Source organism: Novosphingobium sp. HII-3 (assembly GCF_002916655.1).
Lineage (GTDB): Bacteria > Pseudomonadota > Alphaproteobacteria > Sphingomonadales > Sphingomonadaceae > Novosphingobium > Novosphingobium panipatense.
Genome location: NZ_PPSM01000006.1, coordinates 51,424 through 72,657 on the forward strand (window position 1 = coordinate 51,424; position 21,234 = coordinate 72,657).

The following is a 21,234-nucleotide window of genomic DNA, read 5'->3' on the forward strand; positions in this document are numbered from 1 at the left end:
AAGAAAGAGTGATCCCTGGCGGCACTAACAATAGCGATAAAAGGGACAATCGGCGCTGAGCGCTGCGACTCGGCGGATTTCTTAGGATCACGTAACAGAGAGCTGACAGATAAACCTGACCTTTTGGGGGCTGGCGAACTGCCCGCAGGCCGACCCTGGCCTGACCTGACTTGACGAGATAGGTCAGGTCAGGCACCTCTCTGTGTCTTCGCCTCTCGCACTCAAATGAGCATGCCGTGGGATCTGAACCTGACAAGCTAGATGATCCTCAACCCGCTTCAGATAGCTTTGCGACCGCCCCTGGGCGAGCCATGCGTGTGGCGGCTGCGCTTCAGGCAAAAGGCGGTGATGAGTTTGCAAAGCCTGGTAGCATCATCGAGGTTAAGTTCATCAAGGGCGAATCGCTGAGTCTCACTGCGTCCCGCTTGCTAGCACTTATGATCTTAACCGCAGGAGGTGACGCTTGGGAGGATCGGCCACACCGGATGCGGAAGGCTGACATCCGACGAGGCCATAAAGGTAATGAGCGCATCAGCGATATGCTTGAGGAACTGCACCGAACCCTTTTTGCTATAGACGACAAATCATGGCGCGGGAAGAAAGCGACGCTCCGGTTCTCCCTAATTTCTCGCTCTCGTGAGGAGACCGAGGAAGATGGCGGCGAGGCAGGCTGGATCGAGTGGGAATTCACGCCGGACGCCCGTAAGCTGATCCAGGCATCGGAGACCTATGCAGTTCTAAACCGACAAGCCGTTCTCGGTTTTCGCTCTAGCTACGCGTTGAAGTTGTATGAACTCGGCGCGCTTCGGCTGCATCGCCGGCAGGCAACATGGAGGGGAGACATGCAAGCCCTGCGGGCTGCTCTTGGTATCCCGCCGGATGTTTACGGAGACTTCGCGCAGCTTCGTCGCAAGGTACTGCAAAAGGCTAAAGCTGAGATCGACCAGCTAGCCCACTTTCGTGTTGATTGGCGAGAGATTCGGCAGGGGCGTACCGTTACCGAGCTTGAGTTCCGCTTTGAGCCGAAAGGAGCGCCTGAAGTCATCGAAACCGTTGAGGAGCTCCGTCGGCATTCGACTGGTAGGGAGGCTCGTCGCGAAGGTACGGTCGAGACTGTAGAGGCAACCGCCTCAGCGATCGAACCGGCAAAGAAGAGGATCGTGAAGCCGAAGATTGAAGGTAAGCGTTTCCCAGAGGGCACGCTTCTGTACGGCGAGCCCGACTTGCTTGCGATTGCCCGGCAGTATGGAGGTGGCTGGGACGTCGATCTAATCGCCGCTGGCTTCCGATCGCATATGAAAGATCGTCTCGAGAAGCTACGCGGCGCAAAGCTCGAGGCTGCTTGGAAGGGGTTCTGTGAAGGTTGGGTCAACCGGCGCGGAAGGCCATGAACGAACAAAATTGCACGCGTGCAATTTGCAGCCCCCCCCCACCTGGTCAGGAGGGGGCTCCGCGCGGCAAAAGGAGGGCCGATAAAGGACCTCAACTTTCGCAAATTAGCCGCTCCTTGACTGAAAATCGCAAATTGCGGTACTACCCCTGCAGTTGCGAAAGGGGAACGATGTCGAGCGCACTAGAGATCGAGGAAGCCGAGCGTCTCGTCTCGGTTGCAACGCTCGCCAACCGAGCTTCATCAGTTTTAGAAAAACTAAGAGACTCCGCTCGCAGCGCTCGGGCCGATGAGAGACGCGAGCCGACTTTCACTATCTCGAAGGCAGCCGACCTAGTCGGTCGAACTGCAGCGGCAATCCGCGATGCCGAAAAGGACGGCCGATTGCCAGAGGCTGCGCGAACGGAGAACAATCGGCGCGAGCGTTATACACTCGCTCAGCTTAATGATATGCGAGGTGTGTTCGGGACTAGACCTTACCGTGCTCCTGAGGACCCCTGCTGCGTCGTAGCGGTTCAGAACTTTAAGGGTGGCGTTGGCAAGTCCACCGTTGCGGTGCACTTAGCGCAATATCTTGCCATTCGTGGCTACCGAGTGGCGTTGATCGATTGTGATAGTCAGGCGTCAGCTACCACGCTCTTCGGTTATGTGCCTGATCTCGATCTCGACGAGGACGACACGCTTTATCCGTTCCTTCGTGAGGATGAGCGAACGTCTCTCGATTACGCGCTTCGAAAAACTCACTTTGACGGTTTGGAACTGATCCCCGCAAACCTGCGCTTGTTCAACTCGGAATATGAACTTGCAGCCCGAATGGCGCGCGGTGGCTTTCACCAGCTCCTTGATCGCCTGAAAGTAGGGATCGACAGCATAGCTGATCGGTTTGACGTCATCGTTCTAGACCCGCCGCCCGCCCTCGGTGCGATTTCATTGTCCGTTCTCCGGGCCGCGAATTCGCTAGTTGTACCCGTCCCGCCGACGGTCATGGACTTCTCCTCGACCGCTGCGTTTCTCTCGATGCTCGACGAGACAATCGAGCAGCTTGATGAAGAAGGGCTGGCTCCAGAGCTCCAGTTTCTCCGTTTCGTTGGCTCCAAAGTCGATGACAACAAGTCGATGCAGAAGGAGCTGCTCAACCTGATGCGCACCTTGTTCGGTCATGCAATGGTGCGAACACCGCTAAAGGATTCCGCAGAGATCGACAACGCCACGGCACGGCTGATGACCGTCTATGAGCTCGACGGGCCGGCGACGAGCTCGGCTGTTCGAAACCGGTGTCTAGGATATCTAGACGGAGTGAATTCCGAGATTGAAGTTGATATTCGATCCATGTGGCCAAGCCACCAGGCGTCTTTGCGCAAGGCCGCGCTGGCGTGACTTACCCTCAATCACATGAGCGGCACTTCAGATCAGGAAAAAATTGCACGCGTGCAATTTAGCTAGACGGAGGCTCGGATGAGCAGAAAGAATAGCGGCTTTATGGCCGACCTCGCCGCTGGCATTGATCTCTCCGATCAGCCGGTGCCCCAGCGCCGTCCGGGCATAGCAGCTAATGTGCTGACAGGACGATCAAACCGGCTTGCAGAGCTGACGTCGGGCGTCATCGTGACCCGCACGCATGAATTGGTAGACCCTGCGCGTTGCCGCATGTGGCAGGGGCATAATCGTGATTATGGGCTTCTGAACGAAGAACGCTGTGCTGATCTGATCGAAAGCATGAAGTCGCAGGGTAGGCAGGAGATCCCCGCGGTGGTGCGGCGCATCCAAGGTGATCCGTCGTTCGACTTCGAGGTCATCTGTGGCGCGCGTCGTCACTGGACGATTAGCTGGCTCCGTTCTCATCATTATCCAGACTTCAAGTTCCTTGTCGATGTTCGGGAGATCGGGGACGAGGAAGCATTCCGCCTTGCCGATCTGGAGAACAGAGCTCGCGACGATCTCACCGACCTAGAGCGTGCGCGCGATTATCTCCGCGCCTTGGAACTTTACTATGATGGCCGTCAAAAGACGATGGCGGAGCGGCTCAAGGTCTCTGAGAGCTGGCTGACGCGATACCTCGATCTTGCTCGGTTGCCGCAAGAGTTGACCAGAGCCTTCCCTAAGCCGCAAGAGTTGAGCATCAGAAACGCAATCGCCCTTAAAGGATTTCTTAAGCCGGAAGAGCGGCGCGCACGGGCGTTCGCGGCGGCTGAGAGCTTGGCTAAGGAGCGCGAAGGGGGAGGGCAGGTGCTCGCGCCGGTTGACGTCATAAAGGCGCTCTCCATAGCAGTAGACCCCCCCAAGAGGTCAGGTTCCCCCAAGAGGTCAGGCAAGCCGATCACGGTATCGAACGGCGACGGCAAGCCGGTACTCAGAGTTGAAGGGAACGATCGAAAGGGTCTCAGAATCACTTTGTTGAACCGAGGAGGAGCGTCTCGACACGATGCCGAGGAGGCTCTGCGCGCTCTTTTGGAAGAGCACTGGACCTGAAGGGGACATCTGCTCGCCGCCGATATGAGCTCAAAATCAGCAGCTCGCCGGGAGGCTGTTTTCCAAGTTGCAGCAGTTTGATTGCACGAGAAGGGCATCAACGGCTGCCATAGCGGCATCGAACTCCGCCAGCGCCGGAGCGAGGGAGGGGCTAAGGGCGTCATCCCGCGGCGATGGTTGCTCGTGTGGCTCTATGGCGACAAGCAGCACCATACCTTTAACCTTGTGCCGTCGGGCGAGGCCAGCTCCGACGAGTGCATCAGCGATAGCGTAGGTGCCGCGACGGCTGACGCCAAACGCCGACACCATCTGCTCAACCCCAAGCGGGGCGAATCCTGCGAGCACATTCCACGCGTGCGGTGCCCGTGCGTTCGAGCGCAGATGCCCGATCGCGCTGTGCATCCGGGCTGCCTGGGCTTTTGCAGTGGCGAGCAGGTCCGCGAGGCGGGTGGCGGTGCGCTTGAGATTGTGCGCCAGCACCATCCGCCGCTCACCAGGCCAGAGGTGCGGTTGCAGCGCTTCGGCCGTCATAGCGCCGGGGCAGGGCAGGGCGGTGCACCAGCTGCCACCAGCTTGCAGGACCTTGCCCATGGTCGCCTCGACCGCCCACAGCGGAGATGCTGCTGCGGCCTGTTCGATCGTCACCTGCCGCTCTCCGAGCGGCAACGTCCGTAGCCCCTTCTCCGCCGAAGCAAAGAGCGGATCGGCGCCGAGCTGGTCGACTAGCTGCAGCAAGCTTTCGAACGGTAGGGACGTGATAGTAGACGGACAGACCTGGTCGACGTGGTCGGACGCGTGGACAAGCGCATTGCGCGCAAAGCGGTCATCCTCTGCACTGAAACGATCCACCGTGAAGCGCGCAGCCGCAGCGACGGTCGTTGCGGCGTCGGCTAGGGGCGCCCAGGGATGATGGCGCAAGTCGCTCAGCAGAGCGCGGACGATCGCGGGCGCCGGGCAGGGGCTTATGGCGGTCTGCTGAGGTTCGCGCTCAAGACCGCAGAACCAGTGATCAAACCGGAGTTGCGCATCCTCAAACCCGGCCTGCAGTAGGGCATGAAGCAGAGTCTCGCGCAGCAGCGCCGCGCCGAACAGCGCCGCCTCAATCGCTGAAAGGCTTGCGATCAGCCCATCAAGTCGGCCCAGTGCCCAGGCGCATGCGCCTTCGGCATTGCCGACCTCAGCATCTGCAGCATCTGCATCAGAGGCAAGGGGATGAAAGCAGGACATCGTAGTTTGTGTACGTATCTCGTACTCGCTGCACAAGCGCTTGTACGTTTACATTTAAGACATTCGATAATTGCACTTATCACAAGTCCATAGTTGACGTGCTCAGCTCGTCGGAGCTACGAGAACACCCATGAGTGCAGCCTCTTCCCTCGAGCCGGCTCCGTCGTTCGCAGACGGCAAAGCTGCCGCTGTGGCTGGCATGGACGAGCTCTCCTGGGCCATCACGAAAATGAAGGCAGGCGCGCGCATCATCATCGATGCGCGGCTGATCGAAGCTTTCCGCGCCAGTTCCTCGCCGCACAGCTTGCGCGCGCTCCGGTCCGACCTCGAGGCCTTCGACTTGTGGTGTCGGGGCGCAAACCGGATTGCGCTCCCCGCGTCGCCCGAGACAGTAGCCGATTACCTCGATGCGCGGGCAGGGCAGGGGGCCAAGCCGGCCTCGCTCGGGCGCTACAAGGCGTCCATCGCGAAGATCCATCGCTTGCTCGACCTCGCCGATCCGACCGCAGCCTCGTTGGTCAAGCTGCGCCTGGCGGCGATCCGGCGGGCGCAAGGAACCGCGCAGGTCCAGGCGCGTCCGCTGCGCTTCAAGGGCGCGGTGCGCGATGTCGCACGCGATACCCCGCGCGGGCTCAACATCCGCGCCTTGCTCGAGAGCTGTGCCGAGGATCTGCCAGGCTTGCGCAACCGCGCATTGCTCTCCGTTGCGTATGACACCGGGCTGCGCGCGTCCGAACTGGTGGCGGTGGCGGTTGAGCACATCATCGCAGCGATCGATCCTGAAGCGCGGTTGCTGATCGTCCCGCGCAGCAAAGGCGATCAGGAAGGTGAGGGCGCCACCGCCTTTCTCTCACCGCGGTCGGTGCGGGCGATCGCGGCCTGGCAGCACGCCGCGAACTTGACTGGCGGGCCGATCTTCCGCCGGGTCAACGTGCGGCGCTACAAGGCACGGGCCGCAGTGAAAGGCCGGCCGAGCTCGAGCTTCTCAGGGCGGGAGCACTGGGATCTGCGCAAGACATTGTCGAAGCCGGCGGTGCCCGCGCGGGTGGAGTACGACGTGGGCGAGGGTGCTTTGCATCCTGGCTCGATCGGGCCAATCTATCGCAAAATAATTCGGGATGCGTTCGGCCGCGGAGCTCTGCCCGATCTCACAGCAGATGATTTGGCCAGACTGCTCAAAGGGATCAGCGCGCATTCGACACGCGTTGGCCTCAACCAGGATTTGTTTACGAGCGGAGAGGACTTGGCGGGCATCATGGATGCACTGCGCTGGAAGTCGCCTCGCATGCCGCTGGCCTATAACCGCAACCTAGCTGCCGAACAGGGCGCCGCGGGAAGGTTGATGGCGAAACTGGGGTGAGTTCGCGCTTGCACAGAACACTTGAGCTTCGTCGGGCCGCACCGAACTGAGGCAATCGTTCTTTGGGTTTTTCGCCAGCTGGCAATTGCATGTCAGGCCTTTCTCGGCTCTCAAAGGCGAGAAAGGCATTGGGAGACGCAACTTGCATGGTCTAGCCGAGTTGGCTCCATGAAATGTGTACTTGATCTCGAGCTGAGACAAGGCACGTGAGCGCGTGAAAGGGAAGCCGGATGCCTGATGTTGAGCCCACAAACGATGTTGCGGCGCTTACGGTGCAGCTGCTGAGCGTTTATCTCGCCAACAACACTGTCGCGTCCGAAGATCTCGCCGGGTTGATCCGGTCTACCAAAGATGCCTTGGGCGAGCAGGGCGAAAATCCGCAACTCGAGCCGGAGGTTGCCACGCCAGCCGTCTCGGTCCGCAAGAGCCTGGCGTCGCCCGACCACATCCTCAGCCTCATCGACGGCAAACCCTACAAGACGCTGAAGCGGCACCTGATGAGCCACGGCCTGACGCCGGACGCCTATCGTAGCCGGTACGGTCTGCCTGCAAGCTATCCGATGGTGGCGCCGACCTACGCCGAGCACCGCCGTGCTGTTGCGCAGCAGACTGGCCTCGGGGTGCGCAAGAGCATAGCGAAGGGAAGTGCAAGCTCGAAGGAGGACCAACTCGACACAGAAGGCTTAGCTCACGTGGAGGAGCCCTCCTTGGCACAGGCCTCCGCATCTGAGAGCGAGCAGCAAAGCGCAGTAGGCGAGCAGACCGGTGCCGCAGAGGAACCGGCAACTTCAAGTCCGGACACGGCGCCCGCAGAGGCGAATATTCCGACTGACACGACAGGCTCCACCACTGCAGAGAACTCGAAGGATGACGCGACCACAGCTCCTAAAAAGCGAGCGCGGTCAGCAGCAGGCAAGCGCTCTGCCAAGGCCCCGACGAAGGATTCCGGATCGAGTCGCGGCAAGGCGGAAGCTGAGGCGCCCGAGTCCGCGGAGGTCGCCACCGAGAGCTCGCCTGCTGCGAGTTCGCCTGCTGCGAGTTCGCCTGCTGGCGAGCCTAGCATGCCCGCGAAGGCGCCTAAGCGGCGCTCCAAGTTAGGATTGTTTAAGAACTCGGGCGCGGGAGAAGACGCTCTTGCCGACGGGTCTGGCGTCGAGGGCACCGACGCCACGTCACAGCCGCAAGAGGGGGAGGGTGCAGGCGCTGCTTCGTCGGCGAGGACGCCTGCCAAGCGCAAGACGCCCAAGCGTATGGCTCGTAGCGCCGACGCATCGGCAAGTAGCGCGGCGCCTGGCGGGAACGAGCCAACCGAGTAGCGTCAAAGTTGGATGAGGTGCGGTGCAGCGGTGATCTGGCGCCGTCTGTACCGCCTCGTCAGGCACGTGGAGCGCGGGTGGGTTCTCGAGTTCCGACCGGCAGCTCCCTTACACGCCAATGCCCTGAAGTGAGAGTGTGAGCGGCACGCCACATGATTTACAAAGGGCATGACGTTTATCGTTTTTGCCTCGGCAGATTGATGCCGTAGAAGGCTTATGCCTGCCAAAAAAGCATAAGAGTGACGCATCGCCACAGTAATCCGTCTGCTTGCACGTCCAACAAGCGGCAGCGTAGGCTAGGGAACAAGCTGTGGGCAGGCTGTGGATTACGGCACGTGGGAAAAAGCTGTCGTGACCTTTGTAGCTCGCACGAACTACCGAATGCGAAAAGCATCTTCCTTTTTCAGCGATGGACTGACCGGCTGCTTTTTGGGCTGGCCTGCTGGCCTTGCGGATGTCGGCGATGCTCACTGAGCCATAGTCGCGCTCCAGAAACAACGCCTCGGCAGCCTGAAGGATGTTTTGACGGCGATCAGTTGTCATCAGCCGAGCCGGTATGGCGTGGGATCGCCAATTTCACAAATCAACTGCTCACGCGCCCTCGCACGCAGCTCATGATAGAGGCTTGCAACCTCCTCCGCGACTGGTTCGCCGTTGCGGCGAGTTCCGCTACGATCGCCTCCTCCGGGCCTACAGCGATTCTGGTGACAAACTCGCCTTGCGGAAGCCCGAGCTGGCCAGCGAGTAGACGCATCGTACGGGCTCGAAGCTGATCGGCCTCGAAACTGCCAAGTGTCGCACGGCCTCGAAGGCCTGCTTTATCTTCATGAGCGGCTCCAGGAACGATCGCGATCGAGCTTTCATGGCTTTCAAGCTGCACCGCTTTCTGTCGGGCGTCGGCCATACTCTTGTGCCCTTGCAGGCGTATCCGGCGGAAAAGTTCGATCGCGAGGATTAAGGCGGCGACTCCACGCCGTGTGCTTCTGCTCGGGGGAGGCCAGAATGTGCATTCTGTCTCGATCCGTGATGCGGCTGTGGTGAGTGCTCGGCCGATCGATCAGACCCCGTGCGATGGCCTCGATGAGGCTTTTTGGCGGCACGGCTTCCTGGTGCCGGACCCAGAGCGAGGGACCCGTTTACCGTTGCTTCAGCTGATACGGGACGATCTCCCGTGTCGAAAGATCAACCATGATCTCCATGTCACTCGGTGGATAGGCGCGCTGATCGCAGTTGGTCCTATTGCAGATGCGGCACGACTCTCCTATCGGTGTGGATGCGTGAGGGCTGTTCAGGTTCAACCGATCAGCATAGACGAAATCTTGAGCGAAGTCGGCTTCACAACCGAGGGTTACGGCGTACCGCCTGGGGTGCTCGCTGTAGCTGGCGGTGTGCTTGATCAGCCCTTTGGCGATGGAGACATAGCGCACGCCGTCCGGCATTTCCGCTAGCTGTACGTGGATGCGATCGGACATCGCGACCGCCTCGTGGACCAGCCAGAGGGGGCATGCGCCGCCGAACCGGGCGAAGCGCATGCGGGTGGCGGAGTGACGCTTGGTGATGTTGCCCGCCATATCCACGCGGCAGAAATACATCGGAGTGCCGCGAGCGCCGGGCCGCTGCAACGTCGACAAGCGATGGCAGACTTGCTCGAAGCTAGAGGAGAAGAGATGGCGCAACTGGTCGACGTCATGCCGTACTTGTCTGGCCGCCCTGCGAAAGCGCTCGTACGACATCAGGATGGCGCCAGCGGTGTAGTTGCCCAGACCGACGGAAAGCAAGTGCTTGGCCGTTTGTGAGCGGAAGTCCGCCGCATCACAAATTGCGCTAATATCATCCTGAAATGCAATGCTCGCGATGTGCCAGGATATCTGGAAACGGCTGCTCTCGTGTGACCTGGCCGTGTTGATCATGAGCGTTCGGGTGGTTTCGTCGAAGCTGCGCAACGGGCCTGTCTGCGCGAAGCGTAGCGTTGTTCCGCGGCCTTGTAGCCAGCCTGCCATCTGGTTCGTCGATGGCGTCGCATCGTTGCCGGCAAGCTGCAAGGATAACTCCTCCGCCTTGCGGTCGAGCACATCGATGTAATTGTTCGTGTTGTGAAACCAGTCGCGCACTTCCTCCCAGGGAAGGCGCCCACCGGCGATGCTGCCGGATCCCAACGCTTCGTCGAGCATCTCCAGCCGCTGCAGATTGGCTTGGTGCTGACCATTAAGGTCTATGAAGCGCCGCGCGAACTCAGGGAATTGATCCACGATCTTGTGCAACTGCGCGCTCGAATAGAGCGCGCCTGAGGCCGATGAACTCAGGGCCTCCTCGAGCGCACGATAGAGTTCTGCCGTACGGTCGTAGGGGATGTCCTGCCATTCGGCTGGGAAAAGATTGCGCAACCGATCGATCAGCGCTGGTGTGAGGGCCCGGTCGTCGCTCTCAAGCTGAGAGAGATAGGAGGCACTGATGCCGAGCGTGGCGGCAAGGTCTTGTTGCCGGATGCCACGGCCGGCGCGCAACGCGCGCAGGTTCGCCCCGGCAAATGTTCGGCGTTGTGCCATGGGCAGGCACCTACTTTGCAATCCTGGACTTTGCAACTTTGCAGGATTGCATTGGACATCTCCGGCCTGCGCCATATCCTTGGCGTAACAAGCTAAGGTGGGGATTATGTCAGCCAACATCGCCGAAATGGAGAAGCGCCGGGCCGCGGCACGATTGGGCGGGGGCCAGCGCCGCATCGACGCCCAGCATGCCAAGGGCAAGCTGACTGCGCGTGAGCGTCTGGACGTTCTCCTCGACGAAGGCAGCTTCGAGGAGATCGACACTTACGTTGAGCACAACTGCGTCGACTTCGGCATGCACGAGCAGCCCAAGATCCCCGGCGATGGCGTGGTCACCGGCTCGGGCACGATCAATGGCCGCCTCGTCTACGTGTTCAGCCAGGATTTCACCGTGTTCGGCGGTGCGGTGTCCGAGCGGCACGCGATGAAGATCTGCAAGGTCATGGACACCGCGCTCAAGGTCGGCGCGCCGGTGATCGGGCTGAACGACTCCGGCGGCGCGCGCATTCAGGAGGGCGTGGCCTCGCTCGGCGGTTATGCCGAGATCTTCCAGCGCAACGTGCTCGCCTCGGGCGTGGTGCCGCAGCTCTCGCTGATCATGGGCCCGTGCGCGGGCGGCGCGGTCTATTCGCCGGCGATGACCGACTTCATCTTCATGGTGAAGGACAGCTCGTACATGTTCGTCACCGGTCCGGACGTGGTGAAGACCGTGACCAACGAAGTCGTCACCCAGGAAGAGCTGGGCGGTGCGGTGACGCACTCCAGCAAGACCTCGGTGTCCGACCTGGCGCTGGAGAACGACATCGAGGCGCTGCTCGCGGCGCGCGACTTCTTCGACTTCCTGCCGCTCTCCAACCGCGAGGAGGTGCCCGAGCGTCCCTGCGCCGACCCGTGGAATCGGCTGGAGGACAGCCTCGACACCATCGTGCCGCCTTCAGCGGCTCAGCCCTACGACATGCACGAGGTCATTCGTAAGACCCTGGACGAGGGCGAGTTCTTTGAGCTGCAGCCGACGTTTGCCGGCAATATCCTGATCGGCTTCGGCCGCATCGAAGGCAAGACCGTGGGCGTGGTCGCCAACCAGCCGATGGTGCTGGCGGGCGTGCTCGACATCGACAGCTCGCGCAAGGCGGCGCGCTTCGTGCGCTTCTGCGACGCGTTCAACATCCCCATCATCACCTTCGTCGACGTGCCCGGCTTCCTTCCCGGCACCGACCAGGAGCACAACGGCATCATCAAGCACGGCGCCAAGCTGCTGTTCGCTTATGCCGAGGCGACCGTGCCCAAGATCACCGTGATCACCCGCAAGGCTTACGGCGGCGCTTACGACGTCATGAGCTCCAAGCACTTGCGCGGCGACTTGAACTACGCCTGGCCGACCGCCGAGATCGCGGTGATGGGCGCCAAGGGCGCTGTGGAGATCATCTTCCGCGGCCAGGACGCGGACGGCATCGCCGCGCGCACCAAGGAGTACGAGGACCGCTTCGCCAACCCGTTCGTGGCAGCGAGCCGCGGCTACATCGACGAGGTGATCTACCCGCACTCGACCCGCCGCCGCATCGCGCTGGGCTTGCGCAAGCTGCGCAACAAGAGCCTCGAGAACCCCTGGAAGAAGCACGACAACATCCCGCTCTGAGCGGCTTGGCCATCGTCGGAGCTTGGACGGACGCTCATGTGAGGGCGCCTTAAGGAAGAACCATGAGCGATACTCCCATCGAGCAGAACCTGGGCGAGGACAGCGGCGCCGCGCCGGACGCGCGCAAGCTCCCCGAGCCGTCGTCCAACCCGAACCTCGATAAGTGGCGTGCCGCTGCCGACAAGGAGGTCAAGGGCAAGGACCTGACCTGGCAGACGCCCGAGGGGATCGCCGTCAAGCCGCTCTATACGGCCGAGGACGTGACGGTCGATCCGGGCCTGCCCGGCTTTGCGCCGTTCACGCGCGGGGTGCGTGCCTCGATGTATGCAGGCCGTCCCTGGACCATCCGCCAGTACGCCGGCTTCTCGACTGCCGAGGAATCAAACGCGTTCTACCGCCGTAACCTTGCGGCGGGGCAGAAGGGCCTCTCGGTCGCTTTCGACCTTGCCACGCATCGTGGCTACGACTCCGACCATCCGCGCGTGGTCGGTGATGTCGGCAAGGCGGGCGTCGCGATCGACAGCGTCGAGGACATGAAGATCCTGTTCGACGGCATCCCGCTCGATCAGATGTCGGTCTCGATGACGATGAACGGAGCGGTGATCCCCATTCTGGCGTTCTTCATCGTCGCGGGCGAGGAGCAGGGGGTCGAGCGCCGCCTGCTCGACGGGACCATCCAGAACGACATCCTCAAGGAGTTCATGGTCCGCAACACCTACATCTACCCGCCAGAGCCGAGCATGCGGATCATCTCGGACATTTTCGGCTACACCAGCCGCGAGATGCCCAAGTTCAACTCGATCTCGATCTCGGGCTACCACATGCAGGAAGCCGGCGCGACGCAGGTACAGGAGCTGGCCTTCACCATCGCCGACGGCGCCGAGTACGTGAAGTACGGCGTGGCCTCGGGCCTCGATATCGACAAGTTCGCCGGGCGCCTGAGCTTCTTCTTCGCGATCGGCATGAACTTCTTCATGGAAGTCGCCAAGCTGCGCGCCGCGCGCGTGCTGTGGCACCGGGTCATGACGCAGCTGGGCGCCAAGGACGAGCGCTCCAAGATGCTGCGCACCCACTGCCAGACCTCGGGCGTCAGCTTGCAGGAGCAGGACCCCTACAACAACGTCATCCGCACAACGATCGAGGCGATGGCCTCGATGCTGGGCGGTACGCAGTCGCTGCACACCAACGCGCTCGACGAGGCGATTGCGCTGCCGACCGACTTCTCGGCCCGCATCGCGCGCAACACCCAGATCATCATCCAGGAAGAGACCGGGATGACCAAGGTGGTCGATCCCCTCGGCGGCTCCTACTACATCGAGGCGCTGACGCAGGAGCTGGTCGACAAGGCCTGGGAGATCATCGAGCGCGTCCAGGCCGAGGGCGGCATGGCCAAGGCCGTGGCCGCGGGCTGGCCCAAGGCGATGATCGAGACCGCTGCCGCCGCTCGCCAGGCGCGCGTCGACCGTGGTGACGACGTGATCGTCGGCGTCAACAAGTACCGCCTTGCCAACGAGGACCTGCTCGAGACGCTGGAAGTCGACAACGCGAAGGTCCGCGAAGCGCAGATCGCCCGCATCAACAAGATGAAGGCGGAGCGCGACGAGGCCAAGTGCCAGGCCGCGCTCGACGCGCTGCGCCAGGGCGCGGCGGCGCCTGCCAGCATCGAGAACAATCTCCTCGCGCTCGCCGTCGAGTGCGCCCGTGCCCGTGCGACGCTGGGCGAGATCAGCTCGGCGATGGAAGAGAGCTTCAACCGCTACGGCACCCAGCCGACGCCGGTGAAGGGCGTGTATTCGGCGCCTTACGAAGGCGACAGCCGCTGGCAGCAGGTGCTCGACGGCGTGGCTGCGGTCGAGCGTCGCCTGGGCCGCAAGCCCAAGCTGCTGGTCGCCAAGATGGGCCAGGACGGCCATGACCGCGGTGCCAACGTGATTGCCTCGGCATTCGGCGACATGGGCTTCGACGTCGTCTCCGGCCCGCTGTTCCAGACGCCGGAAGAGACGGTGGTGCTGGCGCTGGAGAACGAGGTCGACGTGGTCGGCGCCTCGTCGCTGGCGGCGGGCCACAAGACGCTGATCCCCGAGCTGATCCAGCGCCTGCGCGAACAGGGCCGCAACGACATCAAGGTAATCGCCGGCGGCGTGATCCCGCCGCAGGACTACGAGTACCTGCGCAATGCCGGCGTTCAGGGCATCTACGGTCCCGGCTCGAACGTGGTCGAGTGCGCCGCCGACGTGCTGCGCCTGCTTGGCCACAACATGCCGCCCGTCGGCGAGTTGGAGGCCGCCGAGTGATTGAGGCGCGCACCGATTGGACTCGTGACGAGATCGCCGCGCTGTTCGACCTGCCGTTCACCGAACTGGTCTACCGTGCTGCCGAAGTGCACCGGCAGAGCTTCGACCCCGCCGAAGTCCAGCTCTCGACGCTGCTGTCGATCAAGACCGGCGGGTGCGTCGAGGATTGCGGCTACTGCTCGCAGTCGGTCTCGGCCAACTCGGGCGTCAAGGCGACCAAGCTGCTCGAAGTCCAGCAGGTGCTGCAGCGCGCCGCGCAGGCGCGTGATGCGGGCTCGACCCGCTTCTGCATGGGCGCGGCCTGGCGCAACCCCAAGGACCGCGACATGCCTGCCATCATCGAGATGGTGAAGGGCGTGCGTTCCATGGGCATGGAGACCTGCATGACGCTGGGCATGCTGACGCCCGCGCAGGCCGACATGCTGAGCGAAGCGGGGCTCGACTACTACAACCACAACATCGACACCTCGCCCGAACGCTACGACCAGGTGATCACCACCCGCACCATGGACGACCGGCTCGATACCCTGTCGAACGTGCGCATGGCCGGGATCAACGTGTGCTCGGGCGGCATCGTCGGCATGGGCGAGACCCGCGCCGATCGCGTCGGCTTCATCCACACGCTGGCGACCTTGCCCGATCACCCGCAGTCGGTGCCGATCAACGCGCTGGTGCCGGTCAAGGGCACGGTGCTGGGCGACATGCTCGCCGACACGCCGCTCGCCAAGATCGACGACGTCGAGTTCGTGCGCACGGTAGCGGTGGCGCGCATCACCATGCCGGGCTCGATGGTGCGCCTCTCCGCCGGGCGCGAGTCCATGTCCGAGATGACGCAGGCGATGTGCTTCCTTGCCGGCGCGAACTCGATCTTCACCGGCGACAAGCTGCTGACCGCGCCCAACGCCGGCGACGACAACGACATGGCGATGTTCGCGCGGCTTGGCCTCAAGCCGATGGCGATCGACATCACACCGGCTGAGGTCGAAGCACAGCGCATGCCCAAGGGCTGCGCAAAGCTCGAAATGCCGGGGCTGGAAGCGGCCGAGTAAGATATTGGCGCGGCTCGTGAGAGCAGCCGCAACGGAGGGAACGGGGTTGTTCAAGAAGATCCTCATCGCGAACCGGGGCGAGATCGCCTGCCGCGTGATCAAGACCGCACGACGCATGGGCATCCAGACCGTGGCGGTCTATTCGGATGCCGACGCGCGCGCGCCGTTCGTGCAGATGGCGGATGAAGCCGTGCACATCGGCCCGGCGCCCGCCGCGCAGTCGTACCTGATCGCCGACAAGATCATCGCCGCGTGCAAGCAGACCGGCGCCGACGCCGTGCACCCGGGCTATGGCTTCCTGTCCGAGCGCACCTCGTTCGCCGAGGCGCTGGCCGCAGAAGGCATCGAGTTCATCGGTCCTCCCGTCGGCGCGATCGCGGCGATGGGCGACAAGATCGAGTCCAAGAAGCTCGCCAAGGCCGCCGGCGTCAACGTCGTCCCCGGCTTTGTGGGCGAGATCGAGGACACCGAGCATGCGGTGCGCATCTCGTCCGAGATCGGCTACCCGGTGATGATGAAGGCCTCGGCCGGCGGCGGCGGCAAGGGCATGCGCCTTGCCTACTCCGAGCAGGACGTGCGCGAGGGCTTCGACGCGGTGAAGCGCGAGGGCCTGAACTCGTTCGGTGACGACCGCGTCTTCATTGAAAAGTTCATCCTCAACCCGCGCCACATCGAGATCCAGATCCTGGGCGATAAGCACGGCAACATCCTCTACCTGAACGAGCGCGAGTGCTCGATCCAGCGTCGCCACCAGAAGGTGGTCGAGGAAGCGCCGTCGCCGTTCGTCACGCCCAAGATGCGCAAGGCCATGGGCGAGCAGTGCGTCGCGCTGTCGCGCGCGGTGGGCTACTACTCGGCCGGCACGGTGGAGCTGATCGTCTCGGGCGCGGATCCGACGGGCGAGAGCTTCTACTTCCTGGAAATGAACACCCGCCTCCAGGTGGAGCACCCGGTCACCGAGGCGATCACCGGCATTGACCTGGTCGAGCAGATGATCCGCGTCGCCGCCGGCGAAAAGCTGGAGATGACGCAGGACGACGTGAAGATCGATGGCTGGGCGATCGAGAACCGCGTCTATGCCGAAGACCCGTACCGTGGCTTCCTGCCCTCGACCGGCCGCCTGGTGCGTTACCAGCCGCCGGTGGAAGGCTGGACCGACGACGGTGCCGAGAATGGCCGCCGCGGCGTGAACGGCGTGCGCGTCGATGATGGCGTCTACGAAGGTGGCGAAGTCTCGATGTTCTACGATCCCATGATCGCCAAGCTGGTGACCTGGGGCGCCACGCGCGACGAGGCGGCCGACAAGCAGATCGCCGCGCTCGATACGTTCGAGATCGAGGGCCTGGGCCATAATATCGACTTCGTCTCGGCCATCATGCAGCACCCGCGCTTCCGCTCGGGCGAGCTGACCACCGGCTTCATCGCCGAGGAGTATCCGGAAGGCTTCCACGGGGCGGCCGCTTCGGACGAGACCAAGGTCAAGATCGCCGCTGTCGCCGGCTTCGTCGCAACCGCGCGCGCCGACCGCTCGCGCCGCGTCGATGGCCAGCTGGCAACGCCGCTCGCGCCGCCCTCGCAGTGGACGGTGACGATCGACAAGACGGCTTACGAAGTCGAGATCGACGAGGATGAAGTGCTGGTGAACGGCCAGAGCATCGACCTTGCGATGGAGTACACGCCGGGCGATCGCCTGATCGAGGCGGAAGTGGACGGCGAAGTGCTCGGCGTGCGCATCGAACCCACGCGCGGCGGCTTCAAGCTCACGACGCGCGGCGCGATCCACAAGGTCGGCGTGCTGCCCACCCGCTTGGCGCCGCTGTCCGCGCACATGATCGAAAAGGTCGCGCCCGACTTGTCGCGCTTCCTGATCTGCCCGATGCCCGGCCTGCTTGTCTCGCTGAACGTGGCCGAAGGCGACAAGGTCGAGATCGGCCAGCCGCTCGCAGTGATCGAAGCCATGAAGATGGAAAACATCCTGCGCGCCGAAAAGTCGGGCACGGTCAAGTCCGTCAACGCCGCGGCGGGTCAGAGCCTGGCGGTCGACGCAACCATCCTCGAATTGGAGTGAGCCGATGAAGATCCTCGTGCCCGTCAAGCGGGTGATCGACTACAACGTCAAGCCGCGGGTCAAGGCCGACGGCACGGGCGTGGACTTGTCCAACGTCAAGATGAGCATGAACCCTTTCGACGAGATCGCCGTCGAGGAAGCCATCCGCCTCAAGGAAGCGGGCAAGGCCGAGGAGATCGTCGCGATCTCGGTCGGACCGGCAAAGGCGCAGGAAACGCTGCGCACTGCGCTCGCCATGGGTGCCGACCGCGCGATCCTGGTCGAGAGCGATGCCGAAGTCGAGCCGCTCGCTGTCGCCAAGATCCTCAAGGGCATCGTCGCCGAGGAGAACCCCGGCCTCGTCATCCTGGGCAAGCAGGCGATCGACGACGATTCGAACCAGACCGGCCAGATGCTCGCTGCGCTGCTGGGCCGTCCGCAGGGCACCTTCGCCAGCAAGGTCGAGATCGACGGCGATGCCGTCAGCGTCACCCGCGAGGTCGACGGCGGCCTCGAGACGGTAAAGCTCACCCTGCCGGCGATCGTCACCACCGACTTGCGGCTCAATGAGCCGCGCTACGCTTCGCTGCCCAACATCATGAAGGCCAAGAAGAAGCCGCTCGATACCAAGGGCCCCGCCGACTACGGCGTCGACATCGCCCCGCGCCTCAAGACCCTCAAGGTCGCCGAGCCTGCCGTGCGTCAGGCCGGCATCAAGGTGCCCGACGTCGACACGCTGGTGAACAAGCTCAAGGACATGGGCATCGCCAACTGATCAGCCCCTTGGCTGAACCCACCTCCGTTCGTGTCGAGCGAAGTCGAGACACGCCGACCGAACCGCGAGGGCTGAAAGGAATTGTGAGATGAAGACGCTAGTCTGGGTCGAACACGACAACGCTTCCGTCAAGGACGCCACTCTCTCGGCCGTCACCGCCGCTGCCAAGCTGGGTGACGTCGACCTCCTCGTTGCCGGCCAGGGCGCAGCTGCCGCGGCCGATGCCGCCGCACAGATCGCCGGCGTGGGCAAGGTGCTGCTCGCCGATGACGCTGCTTATGCCAACGCGCTTGCTGAGAACGTCGCGCCGCTGATCGCCGGCCTGGCCGAGGGCTACGACGCGGTGCTGTTCCCCGCTACCACCACCGGCAAGAACGTCGCCCCGCGCGTCGCCGCGCTGCTCGACGTCATGCAGATCTCGGACATCCTCTCGGTCGAGGGGCCCAAGACCTTCACCCGTCCGATCTATGCCGGCAATGCCATCGCCACTGTCGAGAGCTCGGACGCCAAGCTCGTCATCACCGTGCGCGGCACCGCGTTCGAGAAGGCGGCTACCAGCGGCGGCTCGGGCACGGTCGAGGCAGTCTCGGGCACCGGTGACGCGGGTCTCTCCAGCTTCGTGGGCGCCGAACTCGCCAAGAACGAGCGGCCGGAGCTGACCAGCGCCAAGATCATCGTTTCGGGCGGCCGCGCGCTCAAGGACGGCGACACCTTCCAGCAGCTGATCTTCCCGCTCGCCGACAAGCTGCACGCCGCCGTCGGCGCCAGCCGCGCCGCGGTGGACGCGGGCTACGTGCCCAACGACTACCAGGTCGGCCAGACCGGCAAGATCGTCGCCCCGGAAATCTACATCGCGGTCGGCATTTCGGGCGCCATCCAGCACCTCGCCGGTATGAAGGATAGCAAGACCATCATCGCCATCAACAAGGACGAGGACGCGCCCATCTTCCAGGTCGCCGACATCGGCCTGGTGGGCGACTTGTTCACGGTGGTGCCGGAGCTGACCAGCAAGCTTTAAGGGAAATCGACATGAACATCCACGAATACCAAGGCAAGGAACTGCTCGCGAAGTACGGCGTCGGCATCCCCGCGGGCTTCGCCGCTCTGTCGGTCGAGGAAGCGATCGAAGGCGCCAAGAAGCTGCCTGGGCCGCTCTATGTCGTGAAGGCGCAGATCCACGCCGGTGGCCGTGGCAAGGGCAAGTTCAAGGAACTGGGCCAGGACGCCAAGGGCGGCGTGCGCCTGTCCAAGTCGATCGAAGAGGTCGAGGCGAATGCCAAGGAGATGCTCGGCAACACCCTCGTCACCATCCAGACGGGTGAGGCCGGCAAGCAGGTCAACCGCCTCTACGTGACCGACGGCGTCGACATCGAGAAGGAATACTACCTCTCGATGCTGGTCGACCGCTCGACCGGCCGAGTCGCCATGATCGTCTCGACCGAGGGCGGCATGGACATCGAGGAAGTCGCTCACTCGACGCCCGAGAAGATCCACACCATCACCATCGACCCGGCCGAAGGCTTCCAGCCGCACCACGGCCGCGCCGTCGCGTTCGGCCTCAAGCTCGAGGGCGAGCTGAACAAGCAGGCGCAGACGCTGGCCAAGCAGCTCTACACCGCCTTCATCGACCTCGACTGCGACATGGTTGAGATCAACCCGCTGGTCGAGACGAAGGACGGCAACCTGCTCGTGCTCGACACCAAGATGAGCTTCGATTCGAACGCGCTCTACCGCCACCCCGATGTCATGGCGCTGCGCGACGAGACCGAGGAAGATCCGGCCGAGCTGGAAGCCAGCAAGTACGACCTCGCCTACATCAAGCTCGACGGTGACATCGGCTGCATGGTCAACGGCGCGGGCCTTGCCATGGCGACGATGGACATCATCAAGCTCAACGGCAGCTTCCCGGCCAACTTCCTCGACGTCGGCGGCGGCGCTTCGAAGGAGAAGGTGACCGCGGCGTTCAAGATCATCCTGTCCGATCCCAACGTAAAGGGCATCCTGGTCAACATCTTCGGCGGCATCATGAAGTGCGACATCATCGCCGACGGCATCGTCGCGGCGGCGAAGGACGTGAACCTCTCGGTGCCGCTCGTCGTTCGCCTTGAAGGCACCAACGTCGAGCAGGGCAAGGAAATCCTCGCCAACTCCGGCCTGGCGATCGTTCCGGCCAACGACCTGGGCGACGCCGCCCGCAAGATCGTCGCCGAAGTCCAGAAGGTAGCCTGAGCAATGTCCATTCTCGTAGACAAGAACACCAAGGTCATCACCCAAGGCATGACCGGCAAGACCGGCAGCTTCCACACCGAGACGGCACTCGCTTATGGCACCAAGATGGTCGGCGGCGTGACGCCGGGCCGTGGCGGCACCGAGCACTTGGGCCTGCCGCAGTTCAACTCGGTCCACGAGGCGAAGGCCGCGACCGGCGCCACCGCCTCATGCGTCTACGTGCCGCCCGCTGGTGCCGCCGATGCCATCCTGGAAGCCATCGACGCGCAGATGGAGCTGATCATCTGCATTACCGAGGGTATCCCGGTGCTCGACATGATCCCGGTGAAGCGCGCGCTGACCGGTTCGAAGTCGCGCCTGATTGGCCCGAACTGCCCCGGCGTGCTGACCCCCAACGAGTGCAAGATCGGCATCATGCCCGGCAACATCTTCTCCAAGGGTTCGGTGGGCGTTGTATCGCGCTCGGGCACGCTTACTTATGAAGCCGTGTTCCAGACCACCAACGCTGGGCTTGGACAGACCACCGCAGTCGGCATCGGCGGCGACCCGGTCAACGGCACCAACTTCATCGATGTGCTTGAACTATTCCTGGCCGACGATGAGACCAAGTCGATCATCATGATCGGCGAGATCGGCGGCTCGGCCGAGGAAGAAGCGGCGCAGTTCCTTAAGGATGAGGCGAAGCGCGGCCGCAAGAAGCCGATGGTCGGCTTCATCGCCGGCCGCACGGCGCCTCCGGGTCGCCGCATGGGTCACGCCGGCGCAATCGTGTCGGGGGGCCAGGGCGGCGCCGAGGAAAAAATCGCGGCGATGGAAGAGGCCGGCATCCGTGTCTCGCCCTCACCGTCGGAGTTGGGCGTGACCCTGTTAGATCGGCTGACCTAGTTATGCGTGCC

The 21,234-nt window shown here is 63.1% G+C and carries 16 protein-coding genes; 13 read left to right on the forward strand and 3 right to left on the reverse strand.

The window, feature by feature from the left end; translation table 11 throughout:
- The first annotated feature begins 311 nt into the window (after positions 1–311).
- From C2R25_RS01445 to C2R25_RS01455, 3 genes are all read left to right on the forward strand, one after another.
- Positions 312–1,391 carry a replication initiation protein gene (locus C2R25_RS01445; RefSeq protein ID WP_103727527.1) on the forward strand — a complete coding sequence of 360 codons (1,080 nt, stop codon included), beginning with the start codon at positions 312–314 and terminating at the stop codon, positions 1,389–1,391.
- Positions 1,392–1,561: 170 nt separating this feature from the next.
- Positions 1,562–2,767, forward strand: a complete 1,206-nt coding sequence (locus C2R25_RS01450) for an AAA family ATPase (protein ID WP_103727528.1) — start codon at positions 1,562–1,564, stop codon at positions 2,765–2,767.
- 78 nt (positions 2,768–2,845) lie between these two features.
- Positions 2,846–3,859, forward strand: a complete 1,014-nt coding sequence (locus C2R25_RS01455) for a ParB/RepB/Spo0J family partition protein (protein WP_103727529.1) — start codon at positions 2,846–2,848, stop codon at positions 3,857–3,859.
- A gap of 36 nt (positions 3,860–3,895) precedes the next feature.
- Here C2R25_RS01455 and C2R25_RS01460 read toward each other — a convergent pair whose 3' ends face one another.
- Positions 3,896–5,086: a hypothetical protein gene (locus C2R25_RS01460; RefSeq protein WP_103727530.1), complete on the reverse strand. Its 1,191-nt coding sequence runs from the start codon at positions 5,084–5,086 to the stop codon at positions 3,896–3,898.
- A 199-nt stretch (positions 5,087–5,285) separates the two neighbouring features.
- Here C2R25_RS01460 and C2R25_RS01465 point away from each other — a divergent pair, with 199 nt between their 5' ends.
- Both C2R25_RS01465 and C2R25_RS01470 read left to right on the forward strand, forming a co-directional pair.
- Positions 5,286–6,446 carry an integrase gene (locus tag C2R25_RS01465; protein ID WP_103727546.1) on the forward strand — a complete coding sequence of 387 codons (1,161 nt, stop codon included), beginning with the start codon at positions 5,286–5,288 and terminating at the stop codon, positions 6,444–6,446.
- A gap of 230 nt (positions 6,447–6,676) precedes the next feature.
- Positions 6,677–7,762 carry a MucR family transcriptional regulator gene (locus C2R25_RS01470; protein ID WP_103727531.1) on the forward strand — a complete coding sequence of 362 codons (1,086 nt, stop codon included), beginning with the start codon at positions 6,677–6,679 and terminating at the stop codon, positions 7,760–7,762.
- A gap of 108 nt (positions 7,763–7,870) precedes the next feature.
- Here C2R25_RS01470 and C2R25_RS20110 read toward each other — a convergent pair whose 3' ends face one another.
- A complete protein-coding gene (locus C2R25_RS20110; protein WP_146049597.1) occupies positions 7,871–8,305 on the reverse strand; it encodes a hypothetical protein in 435 nt (144 codons plus the stop codon).
- Positions 8,306–8,898: 593 nt separating this feature from the next.
- Positions 8,899–10,308, reverse strand: a complete 1,410-nt coding sequence (locus C2R25_RS01475) for a short-chain fatty acyl-CoA regulator family protein (protein WP_103727532.1) — start codon at positions 10,306–10,308, stop codon at positions 8,899–8,901.
- A 106-nt stretch (positions 10,309–10,414) separates the two neighbouring features.
- On the opposite strand from C2R25_RS01475, the gene C2R25_RS01480 reads away from it, so the two are divergent.
- From C2R25_RS01480 to sucD, 8 genes are all read left to right on the forward strand, one after another.
- A complete protein-coding gene (locus tag C2R25_RS01480; RefSeq protein WP_103727533.1) occupies positions 10,415–11,944 on the forward strand; it encodes an acyl-CoA carboxylase subunit beta in 1,530 nt (509 codons plus the stop codon).
- Between the two features lie 62 nt (positions 11,945–12,006).
- On the forward strand, positions 12,007–14,238 hold the full coding sequence (gene scpA / locus C2R25_RS01485) for a methylmalonyl-CoA mutase (RefSeq protein WP_233203705.1): 2,232 nt from the start codon (positions 12,007–12,009) through the stop codon (positions 14,236–14,238).
- Positions 14,235–15,287, forward strand: a complete 1,053-nt coding sequence (gene bioB, locus C2R25_RS01490; protein ID WP_103727534.1) for a biotin synthase BioB — start codon at positions 14,235–14,237, stop codon at positions 15,285–15,287. The genes scpA and bioB overlap by 4 nt, the downstream gene beginning before the upstream one ends.
- Positions 15,288–15,333: 46 nt before the next feature.
- Complete coding sequence (locus C2R25_RS01495; RefSeq protein WP_103727535.1) at positions 15,334–17,355, forward strand: acetyl/propionyl/methylcrotonyl-CoA carboxylase subunit alpha; 2,022 nt, start codon at positions 15,334–15,336, stop codon at positions 17,353–17,355.
- Between the two features lie 4 nt (positions 17,356–17,359).
- Positions 17,360–18,109, forward strand: coding sequence for an electron transfer flavoprotein subunit beta/FixA family protein (locus tag C2R25_RS01500; RefSeq protein ID WP_103727536.1), 750 nt, complete (start codon positions 17,360–17,362; stop codon positions 18,107–18,109).
- Between the two features lie 88 nt (positions 18,110–18,197).
- Complete coding sequence (locus tag C2R25_RS01505; RefSeq protein ID WP_103727537.1) at positions 18,198–19,127, forward strand: electron transfer flavoprotein subunit alpha/FixB family protein; 930 nt, start codon at positions 18,198–18,200, stop codon at positions 19,125–19,127.
- A gap of 11 nt (positions 19,128–19,138) precedes the next feature.
- Entirely contained in the window at positions 19,139–20,338 is a 1,200-nt protein-coding gene (gene sucC / locus C2R25_RS01510) for an ADP-forming succinate--CoA ligase subunit beta (RefSeq protein WP_103727538.1), read from the forward strand.
- Between the two features lie 3 nt (positions 20,339–20,341).
- A complete protein-coding gene (gene sucD, locus C2R25_RS01515; RefSeq protein ID WP_103727539.1) occupies positions 20,342–21,223 on the forward strand; it encodes a succinate--CoA ligase subunit alpha in 882 nt (293 codons plus the stop codon).
- Positions 21,224–21,234 lie beyond the last annotated feature (11 nt).

Bases quoted from the DNA above. Each gene is read 5' to 3' on its own strand.
- C2R25_RS01445 (WP_103727527.1), top strand. From the start codon at position 312: ATGCGTGTGGCGGCTGCGCTTCAGGCAAAAGGCGGTGATGAGTTTGCA.
- C2R25_RS01455 (WP_103727529.1), top strand. From the start codon at position 2,846: ATGAGCAGAAAGAATAGCGGCTTTATGGCCGACCTCGCCGCTGGCATT.
- sucD (WP_103727539.1), top strand. From the start codon at position 20,342: ATGTCCATTCTCGTAGACAAGAACACCAAGGTCATCACCCAAGGCATG.
- C2R25_RS01465 (WP_103727546.1), top strand. From the start codon at position 5,286: ATGGACGAGCTCTCCTGGGCCATCACGAAAATGAAGGCAGGCGCGCGC.
- C2R25_RS01500 (WP_103727536.1), top strand. From the start codon at position 17,360: ATGAAGATCCTCGTGCCCGTCAAGCGGGTGATCGACTACAACGTCAAG.
- scpA (WP_233203705.1), top strand. From the start codon at position 12,007: ATGAGCGATACTCCCATCGAGCAGAACCTGGGCGAGGACAGCGGCGCC.
- C2R25_RS01450 (WP_103727528.1), top strand. From the start codon at position 1,562: ATGTCGAGCGCACTAGAGATCGAGGAAGCCGAGCGTCTCGTCTCGGTT.
- C2R25_RS01505 (WP_103727537.1), top strand. From the start codon at position 18,198: ATGAAGACGCTAGTCTGGGTCGAACACGACAACGCTTCCGTCAAGGAC.
- sucC (WP_103727538.1), top strand. From the start codon at position 19,139: ATGAACATCCACGAATACCAAGGCAAGGAACTGCTCGCGAAGTACGGC.
- C2R25_RS01460 (WP_103727530.1), bottom strand. From the start codon at position 5,086: ATGTCCTGCTTTCATCCCCTTGCCTCTGATGCAGATGCTGCAGATGCT.
- C2R25_RS01475 (WP_103727532.1), bottom strand. From the start codon at position 10,308: ATGGCACAACGCCGAACATTTGCCGGGGCGAACCTGCGCGCGTTGCGC.
- C2R25_RS20110 (WP_146049597.1), bottom strand. From the start codon at position 8,305: ATGACAACTGATCGCCGTCAAAACATCCTTCAGGCTGCCGAGGCGTTG.
- C2R25_RS01470 (WP_103727531.1), top strand. From the start codon at position 6,677: ATGCCTGATGTTGAGCCCACAAACGATGTTGCGGCGCTTACGGTGCAG.
- C2R25_RS01480 (WP_103727533.1), top strand. From the start codon at position 10,415: ATGTCAGCCAACATCGCCGAAATGGAGAAGCGCCGGGCCGCGGCACGA.